The 17,053-nt window shown below is 40.3% G+C and carries 19 protein-coding genes; 3 read left to right on the forward strand and 16 right to left on the reverse strand.

What is annotated here, in order from left to right:
• Together JWQ34_RS06760 and JWQ34_RS06765 are read right to left on the reverse strand one after the other, a co-directional pair.
• The coding region (locus tag JWQ34_RS06760; protein WP_299355780.1) for a M1 family metallopeptidase at positions 1–1,446 on the reverse strand (1,446 nt) is incomplete at its 3' end.
• Positions 1,447–1,516: 70 nt separating this feature from the next.
• Positions 1,517–2,440 carry an exopolyphosphatase gene (locus JWQ34_RS06765; RefSeq protein ID WP_299355782.1) on the reverse strand — a complete coding sequence of 308 codons (924 nt, stop codon included), beginning with the start codon at positions 2,438–2,440 and terminating at the stop codon, positions 1,517–1,519.
• Between the two features lie 106 nt (positions 2,441–2,546).
• Here JWQ34_RS06765 and JWQ34_RS06770 point away from each other — a divergent pair, with 106 nt between their 5' ends.
• Entirely contained in the window at positions 2,547–3,557 is a 1,011-nt protein-coding gene (locus JWQ34_RS06770; RefSeq protein ID WP_299355783.1) for a nucleoside hydrolase, read from the forward strand.
• 35 nt (positions 3,558–3,592) lie between these two features.
• On the opposite strand, the gene dnaJ is transcribed toward JWQ34_RS06770, so the two are convergent.
• The 5 genes from dnaJ to JWQ34_RS06795 form a co-directional block, all read right to left on the reverse strand.
• Complete coding sequence (gene dnaJ, locus JWQ34_RS06775; RefSeq protein WP_299355784.1) at positions 3,593–4,759, reverse strand: molecular chaperone DnaJ; 1,167 nt, start codon at positions 4,757–4,759, stop codon at positions 3,593–3,595.
• A gap of 115 nt (positions 4,760–4,874) precedes the next feature.
• A complete protein-coding gene (locus JWQ34_RS06780) occupies positions 4,875–5,444 on the reverse strand; it encodes a nucleotide exchange factor GrpE (protein WP_299355786.1) in 570 nt (189 codons plus the stop codon).
• Between the two features lie 156 nt (positions 5,445–5,600).
• A complete protein-coding gene (locus tag JWQ34_RS06785) occupies positions 5,601–6,281 on the reverse strand; it encodes a cell division ATP-binding protein FtsE (RefSeq protein ID WP_299355788.1) in 681 nt (226 codons plus the stop codon).
• A gap of 4 nt (positions 6,282–6,285) precedes the next feature.
• Positions 6,286–6,489 carry a fructose-6-phosphate aldolase gene (locus JWQ34_RS06790; RefSeq protein WP_299355790.1) on the reverse strand — a complete coding sequence of 68 codons (204 nt, stop codon included), beginning with the start codon at positions 6,487–6,489 and terminating at the stop codon, positions 6,286–6,288.
• 138 nt (positions 6,490–6,627) lie between these two features.
• On the reverse strand, positions 6,628–7,653 hold the full coding sequence (locus tag JWQ34_RS06795) for an acyl-CoA reductase (RefSeq protein ID WP_299355792.1): 1,026 nt from the start codon (positions 7,651–7,653) through the stop codon (positions 6,628–6,630).
• Positions 7,654–7,755: 102 nt separating this feature from the next.
• Between JWQ34_RS06795 and JWQ34_RS06800 the strand changes: the two genes are divergently transcribed.
• A complete protein-coding gene (locus JWQ34_RS06800) occupies positions 7,756–8,109 on the forward strand; it encodes a 4Fe-4S dicluster domain-containing protein (RefSeq protein WP_230548106.1) in 354 nt (117 codons plus the stop codon).
• A 109-nt stretch (positions 8,110–8,218) separates the two neighbouring features.
• Positions 8,219–8,980: an NlpC/P60 family protein gene (locus tag JWQ34_RS06805; protein WP_299355796.1), complete on the forward strand. Its 762-nt coding sequence runs from the start codon at positions 8,219–8,221 to the stop codon at positions 8,978–8,980.
• Here the strand turns inward: JWQ34_RS06805 and JWQ34_RS06810 are convergent.
• The 9 genes from JWQ34_RS06810 to hisD all read right to left on the reverse strand — a co-directional run bounded on the left by JWQ34_RS06810 (position 8,977) and on the right by hisD (position 16,981).
• A complete protein-coding gene (locus JWQ34_RS06810) occupies positions 8,977–9,885 on the reverse strand; it encodes a WD40 repeat domain-containing protein (RefSeq protein WP_299355798.1) in 909 nt (302 codons plus the stop codon). The genes JWQ34_RS06805 and JWQ34_RS06810 overlap by 4 nt on opposite strands.
• A gap of 75 nt (positions 9,886–9,960) precedes the next feature.
• Positions 9,961–10,323 (reverse strand): hypothetical protein, encoded by a 363-nt coding sequence (locus JWQ34_RS06815; RefSeq protein WP_299355800.1) that lies wholly within the window; start codon positions 10,321–10,323, stop codon positions 9,961–9,963.
• A 52-nt stretch (positions 10,324–10,375) separates the two neighbouring features.
• Positions 10,376–10,963, reverse strand: coding sequence for a bifunctional phosphoribosyl-AMP cyclohydrolase/phosphoribosyl-ATP diphosphatase HisIE (hisIE, locus tag JWQ34_RS06820; RefSeq protein WP_299355802.1), 588 nt, complete (start codon positions 10,961–10,963; stop codon positions 10,376–10,378).
• Between the two features lie 140 nt (positions 10,964–11,103).
• A complete protein-coding gene (hisF, locus tag JWQ34_RS06825) occupies positions 11,104–11,856 on the reverse strand; it encodes an imidazole glycerol phosphate synthase subunit HisF (RefSeq protein ID WP_299355804.1) in 753 nt (250 codons plus the stop codon).
• A gap of 124 nt (positions 11,857–11,980) precedes the next feature.
• On the reverse strand, positions 11,981–12,730 hold the full coding sequence (locus JWQ34_RS06830; protein ID WP_299355807.1) for a 1-(5-phosphoribosyl)-5-[(5-phosphoribosylamino)methylideneamino] imidazole-4-carboxamide isomerase: 750 nt from the start codon (positions 12,728–12,730) through the stop codon (positions 11,981–11,983).
• A 4-nt stretch (positions 12,731–12,734) separates the two neighbouring features.
• The gene (hisH, locus tag JWQ34_RS06835) at positions 12,735–13,325 is read right to left on the reverse strand and encodes an imidazole glycerol phosphate synthase subunit HisH (RefSeq protein WP_299355809.1); all 591 of its coding nucleotides are present in this window, start codon (positions 13,323–13,325) and stop codon (positions 12,735–12,737) included.
• Positions 13,326–13,395: 70 nt separating this feature from the next.
• Positions 13,396–14,538, reverse strand: a complete 1,143-nt coding sequence (hisB, locus tag JWQ34_RS06840; protein WP_299355811.1) for a bifunctional histidinol-phosphatase/imidazoleglycerol-phosphate dehydratase HisB — start codon at positions 14,536–14,538, stop codon at positions 13,396–13,398.
• On the reverse strand, positions 14,535–15,581 hold the full coding sequence (gene hisC / locus JWQ34_RS06845; RefSeq protein WP_299355813.1) for a histidinol-phosphate transaminase: 1,047 nt from the start codon (positions 15,579–15,581) through the stop codon (positions 14,535–14,537). Before hisC ends, hisB begins: the two co-directional genes overlap by 4 nt.
• Before the next feature lie 113 nt (positions 15,582–15,694).
• Entirely contained in the window at positions 15,695–16,981 is a 1,287-nt protein-coding gene (gene hisD, locus JWQ34_RS06850; RefSeq protein WP_299355815.1) for a histidinol dehydrogenase, read from the reverse strand.
• Positions 16,982–17,053: the final 72 nt, after the last annotated feature.

The raw sequence follows: 17,053 nt of genomic DNA on the forward strand, positions 1-17,053 counted from the left end.
GGTCATTAACGGGTCCTTGCTTCTTATATAGCTTCTTAATACATTTTGGGCATTGTTGTTAGGGCCTTTAGGCGCATACTCGCCTTTGTTAAACATTTTGGTAGAGAATTCATTAATAAAAGTGTTAAAACCCTCGTCCATCCACATGTATTTACGTTCGTTACTGCCAACTATCATCGGGAACCAGTTATGGCCTATCTCGTGGGCAGTTACCCAAAATAACTCTTTGCCTTTATCGGTAATGCCATCAAACAAAATACCCGGATACTCCATTCCGCCGGCAATACCGGCCTCATTAACCGCGCAAGGATAAGGGTAAACAAACCACTTGGCCGAGAAATGCTCTATAGCGCCTTTCAAATATTCGGTTGATCTTCCCCAGGCTTCATTGCCCGCACTCTCAACCGGGTAAACAGACATTGACAGCGATTTTTTACCACCGGGCAGGTTGATCCTTGCCGCATCCCAAACGAACGATTTAGAGGCCCCAAACGCTACATCGCGTGTGTTGAACATCTTGAAGTGCCAGGTAAGCTTGCCTTTATTAACCGGACGTGATGATGGTTGGGTCACTTCCTCCGGTGTCCTTATCATGATGGTTTTATCGCTGTTATGTGCCTCGGTATAGCGGCTCAATTGTTTAGCGGTTAAAACCTCGGCAGGATTAACCAACTCGCCCGATCCGGCAACGATCATATCCCATGGAACGGTTACGCTGTAATCAATATCGCCATACTCGCAATAAAACTCGCCGCTGCCTAAAAATGGCAGCGTGTCCCAGCCCTGCGAATCATCATATACACACATTCGCGGGAACCATTGGGCAATTTCATAGATCTTGCCATTTTTGGTATCGGTGTAATCTGTACGTCCGCCAAAATCGCCGGGGATAGCATAGTGGTATTTTATTAAAATATTGATCTGACCGCCATGTGCGGTTACCGCTCTTGGAAGGCGGATTTGCATGCGGGAATCTGTAACTACATAAGGTACCTTTTCGGTTTTGCCATTTTGTGAGATACTTACAGATTCAAGCTGATAACCTGTTGTATGCTGACTAGCCTTTGGCTGGTTACCGGTTACAAAGTTTGATCGTGCATCTTTTTTATAAGTATTCTGATCCATCTGCAACCATAGATATTGCAAAGCATCGGGGCTGTTGTTGGTATAGATGATATTTTCATCGCCCGTTAAAGTTTTGGTTACGGTATCAATGTTGGCTTTCAATACATAGTCCACCCGATTTTGCCAATACTTAGGGCCTGGATCTCCATTTACCGAATGAAACTCGTTACCCTTTTCTGTATGGAAAGCCGGCGAAAATAAATTAGCCGGAATATAATTAGAGCTTATGGTATCGTTAGCGGTATTGCGGGGCTTTCTTTGTGCTTGCGATGTAATGGCAAATAATAAGGCAAAGCCCAGGATAGTAAATTTTAATTTCATGCGTATCAGTTAAGGACAGCAATATACAAAGGTTAGGGGATAAGTTAAAACCGATGTCAAAGTACGGAGACTAGGTCATTATTTCTGCCAGCACACCTTCTTTTAAAGAATAGGTTGACATACAAACATTGTTGATACCCAGCTTTTGAATAATAAACCGTGTGATCAAGGATGCTACTACGATCATATCCACACGAATAGGAATAATGCCCTTCATGGCTTTACGATCGTTATGGGATGAGTATATAAACTTGTCTGTTACGCTTGTTAGTTCATTTAATTCAAAATCATAGTTTTTAATGTTCAGATCAAATGAATTGCTTTTACCTAATTCTATTACTTCGGCAAAGGTTTCAAAAGCTCCTGATGACCCGATGAGCGCATTGACAGGATGCTTTGATGCAATGGCTATTAAGGTGACAAGATGTTCTTCCAAATAAACGTTAAGAGCGTTGATTGAATGACTAGGGATAGGGTCTGTTTGATGAAATTTATCCATTAACCGGGCCGCGCCAATTTCGAAACTTTGTTTCCAAAGTATGTTATGTGCGTTGCCTAAAATAAACTCGACACTGCCGCCGCCAATATCCATTATGAGCGATGTTTGATCGCCCAGCCCCCCGGCTAATTTTACGCCTTTGTAAATGTATTCGGCCTCTTGCTCGCCATTTATTAGTTCAATGTTGATGTTTGTTTTTGCTGCTACTTCATCAATAAACTCTTTGCCATTTGCAGCATTACGTAAAGCCGATGTAGCTATTGCCCGTACGTCTTCAACATTATGTAGTAAAATAGCATCCCGAAACTTTTGCATGGTATTAACTCCACGCTCATAAGCCGCCGGTTGGATAATATCTTTATTTATACCGCCCTCGCCCAACTTAACAGAATCGTGCTCATGGATAATCTCTTTATAATCAGACGCGGCACCCTCTGCAATTAATAAATGGAATGTATTGGTACCGAGGTCCATTACAGCGACGCGTTTAATCATAAGGCTAAAATAAATAATCCCTTAAATTGTTTAGCATTAAGAAAATATTGTTCTAAAAATAATGAATAACAAATAGATGGTGTATGTTTATATTAATATTTCGCCTATGAAATTACTATCATTTTTATTATACACCATTCTTTGTTGTCAGATAGGTGTTTTTGCACAAAAGCATGCTAAACCTGTAAATATAATTTTTGACAGTGATATCGGTCCTGATTATGATGATGTTGGTGCCATAACCATTTTGCATGCACTGGCAGATAATGGAGAAGCCCGCATTTTAGCGACAATGGCCAGCAATAAATATGAAGGCATTGCAGGGGTGCTGAATGTATTTAATACTTACTTTAACCGCCCTGATATCCTCATAGGCGTACCTAACGGGAACGCGGTAAACATACGTGACGGCCAGCATTGGACCGATACAGTGCTTGCTAAATATCCCCATATAATAAAAACCACTGCCGATGTTGAAAATGCTATAACACTTTACCGAAGGATACTTGCCGCCCAGCCAGATCATAGCGTAACTATTGTTACAATTGGTTTTTTAACCAATATTTCAAATTTACTCAATACAACAGCTGATCAATATTCAAGTCTTAACGGGAAACAACTTATCCAAAAGAAAGTGAAGTTATTGGTTAGCATGGCGGGCAAATTCCCAGAAGGTTATGAGTTTAATATAGATAAGGATATCGTGGCATCAAACAATGTATTTCAAAATATAGGTGTGCCGGTTATATTTAGCGGGTTTGAAATAGGCGAAAAAATAAAGACGGGTTTACCGTTGATAAATAATCAATCTATTATTAATAGCCCGGTAAAAGATGCTTTTAGGATTGCGATCTCAAAATCAGCAGGCGATGCACAAGGCCGCATGAGCTGGGATGAAACAGCAGTATTGGTTGCTATTAAAGGTTATTCGCCATATTATGATCTGCATAAAGGAAAAATAGGAGAAGTTTCTACAAATGGAAAAAATACCTGGAATGATAACGGAACAGGTCAGGCTTACCTTGTGGAGGCAATGGATTATAAAAAAGTTCAGGATTTAATTAACGAATTAATTATGCATCAACCAGTTAAAAACAAAAAAAGCTCAAAACCATAATGATCCTGAGCTTTCTGCTTTTATCTTTTTCCTTATTATTCAAAATATTCCTTCATCCGCTCAAAGAAACTTTTTTCGTTCTTGCCCGGATTAGGTTTAAAGTTTGGCGAATTTTGTAGTTTTTCTAACAAAGCACGCTCTTCGTTACTCAATGCTTTTGGTGTCCAGATGTTGATGTGTATCAATTGGTCGCCACGATGGTAAGAGTTAACCTCTGGTACGCCTTTGCCTTTTAAGCGCAATATTTTACCACCTTGTGTTCCGGGGTCTATTTTGATCTTGGCTTTACCGTCAATGGTAGGTACTTCAATGCTGGTACCTAAAGCAGCATCAATAAAGGTGATGTGCAGGTCATATATAACATTGTTGCCATCACGTTTTAAAGTTTCGTGTGGTATTTCCTCTATCAGGATGATCAGATCTCCCGGTACACCGCCGCGTGGGGCAGCATTACCTTTGCCGCTCATGCTTAATTGCATGCCTTCGCTAACACCGGCAGGTACATTTAAGCTGATGGTTTCTTCGCCGCGTACAACACCATCGCCATGGCAAACATTACATTTTGAGGTTATTACAGAACCTTCGCCATTACAGGTAGGGCAGGTGCTGGTTGTTTGCATCTGGCCTAGTATGGTGTTGGTTACACGCCTTACCGCACCCTGGCCACCGCAGGTTTTACAGGTTTGGAAAGATGATTGATCCTTAGCGCCCGAACCATCGCAGGTTTTGCAAATTATTTGCTTGTTTACTTTTATTTTTTTTTCGGTACCGCTGGCAATTTCTTCCAGCGTTAATCTTACTTTAATACGCAGATTACTGCCACGAGCCACCCTGCGGCCGCTTTGACTTTGCCTGCCACCGCCGAAGAAACCTTCGAAACCACCACCACCGCCAAAAATATCGCCGAACTGACTAAATATGTCTTCCATATTCATGCCCGCTCCGCCATATCCGGCACCACCGCCATTGGCAGATTGCGCGTTGGCTGCATGGCCAAACTGATTATAACGCTGGCGTTTCTCAGGGTTACTTAAAACTTCGTAGGCTTCGGCTGCTTCCTTAAATTTTTCTTCGGCTGCTTTATCACCTTCGTTCTTATCCGGGTGATATTTAATAGCCATTTTGCGATAAGCTTTCTTTATCTCATCTGCGTCGGCACCTTTTGATACGCCTAGTACGTCGTAATAATCTCTTTTTGACATATTTCCTTATTTCGGATATCGAATGTTCGATTTCGAATTTATTTATTCATTTATATTTAATAGACGCCAGATATTCAATAAATCCGAAATTGAAAATCCGACATCCGATATTAACTTACGCTCCGACAATTACTTTGGCAAAGCGTATAACTTTATCGTTAAGATAATAACCTTTTTCCATTTCGTCAATAACCTTACCTTTCAGGTCATCAGCAGGAGCAGGGATGTTGGTAATAGCTTCGTGCAAGTCAGCGTCAAACGGCTGACCAATAGATTCCATTGGTTGTAAACCTTTTTGAGTAAGTGTGTTTTTTAATTTATTCTGTATCAGCATAACACCTTCTCTAACAGGTGCAACATCAGTTGCATTTTCGGTAGCTTTTAAAGCGCGCTCAAAATCGTCCAATACAGGTAGTAGGGAGGTAATTAAATCTTTACCTTCCATTTTGCGGGCATCTTCGCGCTCTTTTATGGTGCGTCGTCTAAAATTATCAAACTCGGCATATAAGCGTAAGTATTTATCATTAGCTAATGACAATTCTTCTTTTAAAAGATCTTCTCCAGATTTTTCAGCAGGAACATCTGCTAATGCAGACTCAGATTCATTGTCAATAGTATCATTTATGGCCTCGGTTGTTTCCGGGGCATCCGTCTTTTTTTTCTTCAACATATCGTTAAATTTCATAGCTAATAGTGCCAATCAAGTACCTTGCCAACCCGCATTAGCGCGACAGCGTGTCAGTTAGCGGTGAACAGTTGGCAGTGGGCGATTGGTGTTACGTACAATTTAGCAGACAATAGTTATCTGCTAACTAATCCCGATAACTATCGGAACTGCCAACTAAATAATGGCATCTTCCAAAACTTTGCCGTTCTCGCATTTTATAATGCGTGATGGGAATGTGCGTATAATATGATAATCATGAGTAGCAATTACCACTGCAGTGCCCGATTGACTGATCTGTTTCAATAATAAAACAATCTCTTCTGATGTATCCGGGTCTAAGTTTCCGGTTGGCTCATCTGCCAAAATTATTTCGGGGTCGTTAAGTAAAGCACGTGCGATAACCACACGCTGCTGCTCGCCGCCTGATAGCTCGTGCGGCATTTTTTTAAGTTTTGAGCGTAAACCTACTTTTTCCAACACATCAAGCGTGCGATTGGTGATCAGTTGGGCATCTATCCAACCAGTGGCGCGCATTACAAATTGCAAGTTTTGCTCAACAGTACGGTCTGTTAATAATTGAAAATCCTGGAAAACTATACCCAACTTACGGCGCAGGTAGGGGATATCTTTATCTGTTATTTTATCCAGATCGTATCCGCAGGCATGGCCGGTACCTACTTTAACCGGTAAATCGCCATAAATTACTTTAAGCAGGCTGCTTTTACCTGATCCGGTTTGGCCTATCAGCCATACAAAATCACCTTTATCAATATGCAGGTTTACGTTTGACAATACCAGGTGCTTTTGTTGAAATACATCAACATTATTTAGCTTAATAATGGAGTTTCCTATCATTGTTTTATAATTCTAATTTTAAGATCTTACCAAACGGAAGGTCTTTAATAACGCTCATTATATATTCGGCCTTATCGGTCAGGCCAACCTTATCTAGTGATTTTTCGGGCCTGTCAACCCTAAAGTATGCCAGCAGGGTAAATTGATCATCCCTTAGCTGTACATAATCGGGTATTTTTGCAACGCCTTTAACTTTTATAATATACATTGTTTGAACTTAAAGCTAAAAGCACAAGGCTTAAAGCTTTTTTACTTTCTGCACCAAATTTATCTTTTTTTACCCGAAAGCTTTTATAATATTCCAAAATAAGCTTTCAGCTTTAGTCTTTTTGCTTTCTGCATAAAATTATAGATTTGCCAAGAAATCCATCGTATCAATACCATCAGCATAATCCCATAATTGGGGCTGCTGGCTTTGGCCAAAATTAACCACCTGGCTTTTTACATTTAATAGTGCCGAGCTTACTACGCATTGTATATTCTCTGCCTCGGCATTAATTAATTTTTCTACCGATTGCAGATCATCATAATAACTATAAAAAAGCACCGCCAATGGTGATACAAAGTTTTCATCCTCCCTCAATAATAAAAACCCATTATCCAAGTGTTGTTCACTACCCACTAAGTAAATGGACTTATTATAACCGTAATTATTATTGTATTTATTATGATGGATAATGGGCTGATAGGGCTCAATAGCTTCAAAAAAAGTAGCGATGGGGTAACCCCTCGGGATCAAGATTTTTGATACGTTACGACAGCCTAATCCGTAATAATCAAAAATATCATGGCCAAGATTATATAGTTGTTCTTCTGTTTCGTTGCCGGTTATGACCGCTAAACTATTGCGGTTTTTGCGGATGATGTTGGGCACCTTACCAAAGTAATACTCAAAATAGCGCGATGAATTATTACTGCCCGTAGCAATTACGGCGTCAAAATCTATCAATCGCTCAACAAAACTGTATTGATTTTTAAACCTGCTATCAATAACTGACAACTTTTCTAAAACATGCTTAATTAACCGGGCATCCTGCACCGATGCTTTGATCAATGCGTGATTACCGGTTGCCAATACAGATAACACATCATGAAAACCAACCAATGGGATATTGCCTGCTAATATTAAGCCGATCTTTTTGGGCGATGTGTTTTTATGTAAATCATATGGATTAAGCCATGTTGTCAAGTCAGGCTCATTCAGCATCTTACCGATGGATTTTACAGCGTTTTCAACACTTTCGGGGGTGAACCAGGCGTTGTATATGTGTTCGTTGGTTATCAGTTCGGTAAGTTCTATATCAGGGTTAGAAAGTTGTTCCCCAAGTTTAGAAAACGTATTAATTAATTCTTTTGTGGTAAATTTTGACATATATATGGTAAGTATTCAAACTCTGAAATTCTTTTTTTGTTATATTTGCACACTTTGTTAAGTGGACAAAGGTAATTGAGAATATAAGATTATTTTAGAAATATGGCGATTATAATCACCGATGAATGCATAAACTGTGGAGCTTGCGAACCCGAATGCCCAAATAATGCTATTTATGATGCTGGTGCAGCCTGGCGTTTTTCGGACGGAACGGGCTTAAAAGGTGTTATTGATTTTGGCGATGGTGTTACTTTAAATGCTGAAGAAACACAGGCAGCTTTATCAGACGATATATATTACATTGTGCCTGATAAGTGCACAGAGTGTGTTGGCTTTCATGACGAGCCTCAATGCGCGGCAGTTTGCCCGGTTGATTGCTGTGTGGATGATGAAAATGTACGCGAAACCCGCGAAGAGTTGTTAGCCAAGAAAGATTGGTTGCACATGAATGAATAATATTAACGATATTTAAATAATAATTAGGGAATACATAATATGTATTCCCTTTTTTGTTATTGAAACATTTAAAAAATAGTTAACGTACAAGCAGGCTGATATTTTAAAAATGGAATACGGAATTTGCAATTTAGCGGTAATACCTATACGCGCCGAGCCAAGCGAACGCAGCGAACAAGTGTCGCAGGTTTTATTTGGCGAAGCCTTTGAAATTTTAAGCTGGAAAGAAGGCTGGGCAGAAATTATTACGGCTAATGACAACTATACAGGCTGGATTAGCCGTTTGCAATTTATTATGCTTGGGCACCTTAATTATCAGCAATTACAACAAACCCCGCCAAAACTAACTTATAAAGCTATAACCCAGGCCTGGAAAATAAAAGACAATAGTGTATTGTATTTACCTGCCGGCAGCTCACTTTCATTCTTAAACGGTACTACCTGTTATATTGAAAAAGAGAAGTTTGAAATTATTGGGCAAATAGGGCAAAACGAAAATATAGACCTTATTGCCAAATCATTTATAAATACACCTTATCTATGGGGCGGGCGTACGCACTTTGGTATTGATTGCTCTGGTTTTACACAAGTAGTTTTTAAGCTTAAAGGGGCGCAGTTAAAACGCGATGCAAGTATGCAGGCCCAACAAGGTGCATTGATAAATTCTTTATCAGACGCGCTTATTGGTGATCTGGCTTTCTTTAAAAATGCTGATGGTAAAGTTACTCATGTTGGTATGTTGCTAAATCGTGAGCATATTATCCATGCATCAGGCAAAGTTAAAATAGATACTATTGATGAGAAAGGTATTTATTCGGAAGAATTACAGCGTTATACACATCATCTTCATAGCATAAAGAGAATATTCTAATCGAATTTTATATCCCATAAGATTATTTTTTTGTCATCTCCGGTAGATAATAATTGATTACCGTTCCAGGCCAGTTTATTTACGGATAAGCGATGCGTATCATAACCTTTTTCGCGGCTAATGATCTTGTAAAGCTTAAAATCGTCTGCTCCCCAAAGCTTAATGCTTTTGTCCATACTGGCAGTAGCAAAATAAGGTTGGGTAGGGTGAAAAACAATATGATTTACGGCAAACAAATGAGCCGGTATACTTTCTATTAATTCAAAAATACCGGTATTCCATATTTTAATCTGCGCATCGCGCGAGCCGGAAACCAGGTAAGCGCCGTCTGGCGAATATTGAAGAGAAAAAACCGCCATGGTATGGCCTTTTAACACATTTATTAAAGTGTAGTCTTCCAGATCATAGATCCTTATTTCGCTGTCGCGACAGCCAAATGCCACCTGCTTCTCATCTGGCGAGATACTGATACAACGAATAGTATCTGATGAAATTTTTATAGTATGTATTAGTTGCAGCTTGTCTAAACTCCAGACGGATACGGTGCCATCCTCAGAAGCTACTAACAGTTCTTTTTTGCTGTTTACGGATTTAATATCAAACACCGGCTTACGGTGATGCCTCAAACCCGGCAGTAATTGCTGCTTGATAAAATCAAACACCAACACTTCGCCACTGCGTAAACCGGTAAACATTAATGGATAATCTTCAGGGCAATGTATAGCATAAACCGAAGCGGCAACCGGAAACATTACTTTGATGAATGAATTGGTTTTTAAACTCCACTCAACCACGCCTTTATCATTACCACCCGTAAACAATATCCCCGGCTTTTGCGATAATGTTAAAGCAAATATAGGGTTCGAGTGCCCGGTAAGCTCGGTGGTTTTTTGAACGGTGATCATTGGTGCAAATATAAAAGGAAAAGCCCTCCGGTGTAGCTGGAAGGCTTTTCTATATTGATTGTTTGATGGTTAAACTTAATTTTGAAACTTAACATGCTGACCTAAGAAGCCGCCTTTGGCAACTCTCAAGCCACTGTCTAAATGAAAAACGTCTGATTTGGTAATTGTACCACCGTAAGCGTTTTTAAATCTGTAAGTATGTGCTATCTCGTATTGACCATAGTGAGGTTCGGGGTATGATTGACCGTCAATTACTTTAACAGTATCGTGTAACTTTAAAAGCTGACTAAAGTTTACGCTCTCATAACTTTCCGGGTCTTTCAAGCTGTCTTTTACGGCTTGTGTTACTAATTCATGTGCTTTTTCTACTTTTTGGTCAGAATGCGAACAACCAACTGCCAACAAGGCAATAATTGCAATAGGAAATAGGTATCTCATGTGTTTGTTTTTTGGTTAAGTGTAAATTACAAAAAAAAATAAACGCGACAAGTTATTTATGTCTCTCTTCCAGATTTTTTGCAATTGTTTCCAAACTTAACCCCTTTTCGCGAAGTAGAACTATCAAATGGAAAACAAGATCAGACGCTTCATTTATAAGGTCGGTTTCTGTTTCGGCTAAGGCGGCTATTACGGTTTCAACTCCTTCTTCGCCAACCTTTTGTGCTATTTTATTTAAGCCTTTTTTGCGCAGTTTGTTTACGTACGACCCTTCTTGTGGATTTTCGTAACGATCGGCAATGATCTGCTCTAACTCTAATATAAAGTTTTGGTTATAGTTGGTTTTAAAACAACTACGATCACCTGTATGGCAGGTTGGGCCATCGGCTTTAACTTTTATTAGCAACGTATCGTTATCACAATCTAAATGAATGCTTTTAACATGCAGAAAGTTGTTGCTGGTTTCGCCTTTTGTCCATAAGCGTTGTTTTGAGCGCGAGAAAAAGGTGACGATATTATCCTGAACTGTTTTATCGTATGCTTCCTGGTTCATGTAACCCAGCATTAATACTTCAAGGGTTTGTGCGTCTTGGATCACAACCGGCACAAGGCCGTCTGTTTTGTTAAAGTCTATATTCATTTTTTATAAATTTCCAATGTCTGTGTCTTCATAGACATTATGATTGTTTTGTTTAAGAAGTTGTCTGTGAGGACACAGGCAACGATGTTTATCTATGTATAGATTTCTCACTATCGTTCGAAATGACAGTTGGGTATTATTTATCTCACTTCAATTTTCCTGTTCCTTAAAATATCCTTCAGGTCAGGTATTAATATTTCACCATAATGGAAAACAGATGCTGCCAAAGCCGCATCAACATTAGTCTGCTCAAATACATCAACAAAGTGCTGTACAGAGCCTGCCCCGCCCGATGCTATGACCGGAATATTTACGGCATCATTAACTTTTTTTAATAACCCATTATCAAAACCGGCTTTTGTACCGTCATGATCCATAGAAGTTAATAATATCTCGCCCGCGCCACGACTTTCGGCTTCTAATATCCAGTCTAATGTTTCTTTTTCTGTTGGGATACGGCCACCGTTTAAGTGAACAATGTTTTTACCATTGTTTACCCGTGTATCAATAGCAATAACTACAAACTGTACCCCAAATGCTTTAGCTAACTCATCAATTAAAGCCGGGTTACGTACTGCTGCCGAATTGATGGATATTTTATCAGCCCCAGCATTTAACAATGCGTCCGCATCAGCAATTTCATTAATACCCCCCCCTATAGTAAACGGGATGTTAATTTGTCTTGCAACCGACTTAACCAGTTCCACCATTGTTTTACGGCGTTCGTGCGTTGCGGTTATATCCAAAAATACCAGCTCATCCGCTCCCTGGCGCGAGTAGTTCCAGGCCAGTTCAACCGGGTCGCCGGCATCGCGCAGGTCTACGAAGTTTACGCCTTTAACTGTGCGTCCGTCTTTAACGTCAAGGCAGGGGATAATTCTTTTAGCTAACATGGGTTGACAAGCGACCGTCATTGCGAACGAGGAACGAGTGTGGCAATCTCTACACGCCAGGTAAGTCGTATATCTATCGTGTAGGGATTGTCACGCTGCGCTCGCAATGACGCTTTATAATATATTAGATTGACATTAATGATTCCAAATTCCAATTCTTTATTTCTTCAATAGATACCCTGCCCTCATAAATTGCTTTACCAACAACTACTGATTCTACTTTATAACTACTCAGCTGTTCAATATCGGCCATAGAGCTTACACCGCCTGATGCAATAAGTTTTATAAATGGCGAATGGTCAAGCAGTTTTGCATATAGCTCAACACCGGCGCCACCTAGCTTACCATCCTTATTAATATCGGTACATAAAAAGCGGAAGAAACCTAATGATAAACAACGGTCAACATAGTCCATTAGTTTAATTGGCGAACTTTCCATCCAACCTGAATATTTTATAACTTCATCCAGTACATCAATAGCAATAACTACATTGTCCGAGCATTTATCGCGGCCACAAATAGCTTTACTCAATTCATCCAAAAACATAGGATTGGTTAGAGCTTGTGTGCCAACAATAACACGATGTACACCGGCATCCACTAACTCTTTAACCTTATCAATACTGCGTATGCCACCGCCATACTGCACCTGCATGTCGGTTTTTTTAATCACATCAAATAAATACTGTTGATTAGAAAAGTCGTTCTTCGCTCCGTTAAGATCGATGATATGGATAAGGTTAGTACCATGCGACTGGTATTTCTCTATCATTTCCTCTAAAGTAACATCATAACTGGTCACTTGCTCATAATCGCCTTCGCGTAAGCGGACAACCTTTTTATCTAAAATATCAATAGCAGGAATTATATACATGTCTTTATATTTTTGAGAAGTTCGTTAATAATGTTTCGCCATAAATACCTGATTTCTCAGGATGGAACTGGACACCATAGAAGTTGTCCTTCCAAATTGATGCCGAAAATTTAATACTGTAATCTGTAGCAGCTAAAGTGTAAGCATTGTCATACTCAATAAAGTATGAATGTACAAAGTAAAAATGTGAACCAATAGGTATATCTTTAAAAAGTTGATTTTCCTTTTCGGAGTAAACCTGGTTCCAACCTGTATGTGGCACCTTATGCTCAGGGCTGCTGGCAAATTTCAAGGTCTTTATAGGAAAGATATTTAGCAGATTTGAATCACCTTCTTCTGAATAAGCCGTAAGCAATTGCATGCCTACACATATACCCAGAGTTGGTTTTTTAAGCGCTTTTATGGCGGGTACCAGGCCTGTATGTTCCAGCTTGTTCATTGCCGCGCCCGCATGCCCAACACCCGGTATAATATAACGGTTATACTGTGCTAAATCGGCTTCGGTATTAATCATGCCATACGCAATCCCCAGCCGCTCTAAAGCCGCTGTAAGTGAAAATATATTGCCTGCACCGTACCTTATTATCCCTATCATCAGTTTGCAGTTGTTAGTTTGCAGTTAGCTTTGATTAACGGTATGCAAACTGCAAACCGTTAACTGCCAACTATAACATTCCTTTCGTGCTTGGTAAAACCATATTATTTACATCACGTTTAACCGCCATTTTTATTGCCTTGGCAAATACTTTAAATATGGCCTCAATTTTATGATGTTCGTTTTGTCCCTCGGCCTTTATATTTAAGTTGCACTTTGCCGCATCGGTAAACGATTTAAAAAAGTGGTAAAACATCTCGGTAGGTACATCGCCTACTTTTTCGCGGTTAAAATCGGCATCCCAGACCAGCCATGCACGGCCGCCAAAATCAATAGCCGCTTGTGCCAGGCAATCATCCATCGGCAGGCAAAAACCATAGCGTTCAATGCCTTTTTTGTTGCCTAAAGCGGCTGCAAAAACTTCGCCTAAAGCAATGCCGGTATCTTCGATGGTATGATGTTCATCAATATGCAGATCGCCTTTGGCGGTTATTTCTAAGTCGATACTACCATGGCGCGCGATCTGATCCAGCATGTGATCAAAAAAATGCAATCCAGTTGATACTTTGGCTTCGCCGGTACCATCCAGGTTTATTTTTATGTAGATGTCGGTTTCCTTAGTGGTACGTTTGTTTTCAAAAACACGTTCGCCCAGTTTTAAAAACTCGTATATTTTTTTCCAGTCGGTGGTTTCTAAAGCTACGGTGTCTTTCAGGTAGGTATTGTTTTGAGCCTCACCTGCACCTAAATTAGATTGATTGTTTAACCATATCGCTTTAGCACCTAAATTCTTACCTAATAACACATCATTACGGCGATCACCTATGGTAAAGGAGTTCTTCAGATCGTATTTAGTAGTATCAAAATATTGCGTCAACAACGCTGTGCCCGGTTTGCGGGTAGAAGCATTATCTTTTGGCCAGGTGCGGTCAATATATACTGCCGAGAACTTTACACCTTCATTCTCAAATGTTTTTAGGATGAAATTATGTACCGGCCAAAAGGTATCTTCAGGATATGAAGCCGTACCCAAACCATCCTGGTTGGTAACCATTATCAACTCATAATCAAGCTCGGTAGCAATTTTCGACAAGTATTCTATTGCACCCGGATAAAACTCCAGTTTTTCAAACGAGTCTATCTGTTCATCAACCGGCTCTTTGATCATGGTGCCATCGCGGTCTACAAAAAGTAGTTTTTGGGGATTGCTCATTTGAAATTTTTTAAAGTGTCGATCAATATTTCATTTTCGGCAGGTATACCCACGGTTATGCGTAAGCTGCCCTCGCAAAGATCAATTTTTGACCGATCACGCACAATAATACCCTTTTGAACCAGGAAGTTATAAATTCCTTTCGGATCGGTTGTTTTAACCAGTATAAAGTTAGCATCGCTTGGGTAAATATCCAGTACAAAATCAAACTCTTTTAAAGCTAATACCAGCTTATCGCGCTGTACTAAAGTTTCTTTTATCCAGCCGTTAACCTGCTCTACATTAGCTAACGCTTTTAAAGCCAGTTGTTGTGACGATTCGTTGATATTATAAGGAGGTTTAACCTTATTCATCACCTCGATAATTTCTTCGCTTGCGAAAGCCATGCCAACACGTAAACCGGCTAACCCCCATGCTTTTGATAAGGTTTGCAATACTACCAGGTTTGAATATTCGGTAAGCTCCTGTATAAAGGTTTTTTGCCTGCTGAAGTTGATATATGCCTCATCAACTATTACAATGCCGTCGAAGTTATTCAGCAAGGTTTCGATATCATCGCGATTGATAGAATTACCTGTAGGATTATTTGGCGAACAGATAAATATCAGTTTGGTGTTTGCATCAATTGCTTCTGCTATACCTTCAAGGTTTAATTGAAATTCTTCGGTAAGTGATACCTTCTTAGTTTGGATATCATTGATGTTGGCCGATACCTCGTACATGCCATAAGTAGGCGGTACCAATATCACATTATCAACGCCCGGGTTGCAAAAGCTGCGGAAAAGGATATCGATAGCCTCATCGCTGCCATTACCTAAAAATATGTTACGAACCGGCACGCCCTTGATCTCGCTTAAACGCTTTTTAACGTTGTATTGCAACGGATCAGGATAGCGGTTATACTGATCCTCTAACGGCGAACCAAAAGCGTTCTCATTAGCATCTAAATATACACTTGCCTCACCCTGGAACTCATCACGTGCGGAAGAGTAGGGGGTTAGGTTTTTAATATTTTCTCTAAGTATGTTGTTTATGTTAAACATGGTCTTAATCTCTATTTGTCATTGCGAGCGTAGCGTGGCAATCGCGAACTATGCAAGTCGGTGACTTTTCTCCTTGCGATTGCTTCGTTCTTCGCAATGACATATTTGTTGTATTAACTTTTCATCCTTACACTCACCGCATTTTTATGCGCGTGCAAGCCCTCTAATTCTGCCAGTATTTCTACTGATGGCCCGATGTTTTTTATCCCATCGGGCGTAATATGCTGGAAGGTAATTTTTTTCACAAACGAGTCAACCGATACCCCCGAATAAGCCCTGGAATAAGAACTTGTAGGCAACGTATGGTTAGTTCCCGATGCATAATCGCCCACGCTCTCCGGCGTTAAATTACCCAGGAATACCGAGCCGGCGTTAATAATGCCGGCAGTTATAAGTTTCCAGTTTTCAGTAGCCAGTATTAAGTGTTCCGGCGCATATTCATTGCTGAATTGCATCGCCTCATCTAACGTGCTTGTTATTACGATATAGGAGTTATCCAACGCCTGTTTAACAATTTCTGCACGGGGCAATACGGCTGTTTGCTTGTCGACCTCGGCTAAAGTTTCTTCAGCTATTTGTGCCGATGTAGTAACCAAAATCGACTGGCTATCAATGCCATGCTCCGCTTGTGCTAACAGGTCGGCGGCAATAAATTCAGGTGTTGCTGTATCATCAGCAATTATCAATACTTCTGACGGGCCTGCGGGCATATCAATAGCCGTAGTAGTGGTTGATTGGATGATGGTTTTAGCCTTGGTTACAAACTGGTTACCGGGGCCGAAGATCTTATCAACCTTGGTAATAGTTTCTGTACCGTAAGCCATTGCCGCTATAGCTTGCGAACCACCCGCCATATATATCTTATCTATCCCCAACGACAAGGCAACGTAAGCGATGAACGCGTTTACCTTACCGTTTTTTTGCGGTGGGGAGCAAACCACAATTTCATGACAGCCTGCTATGCGGGCCGGTATGCCCAACATTAAAAAAGTGCTTGGCAAAACGGCAGTACCACCGGGGATATATAAGCCAACTTTTTCTATCGGCCTTAACTCGCGCCAGCAGGTAACACCGGGCATAGTTTCAACCTTATCCTCGGTTTTTAACTGTGTTTGGTGAAACTTATATATGTTATTGTAGGCGATATCCAAAGCCGCTTTTTGTTCCGGCGATACGGTTGAAGCAATCTCTTCCAACTCCGCCTTATCCAAATAAAGTTTGCTTAGTGTTACCTTATCAAACTTCTCGGCATAATCAAACAAAGCACGGTCGCCGTTTTGTTGTACGGTGGCTAAAACCTCCTCAACAATGGCGCGTATCTCGTTAGCCGGGTCAACATTACGTTGCACCAGTTTGGCGATATCGCTTTTATTTAAATCTGAATAATTATATATCTTCATTCCAGTTGGCAGTTTTCAGTTTGCAGTTGGCAAGCTGCTTTACTGCAAACAGCCAGCAGCAAACTGCCTACT

The sequence above is a fragment of the Mucilaginibacter sp. genome (genome assembly GCF_028288185.1).
Lineage (GTDB): Bacteria > Bacteroidota > Bacteroidia > Sphingobacteriales > Sphingobacteriaceae > Mucilaginibacter.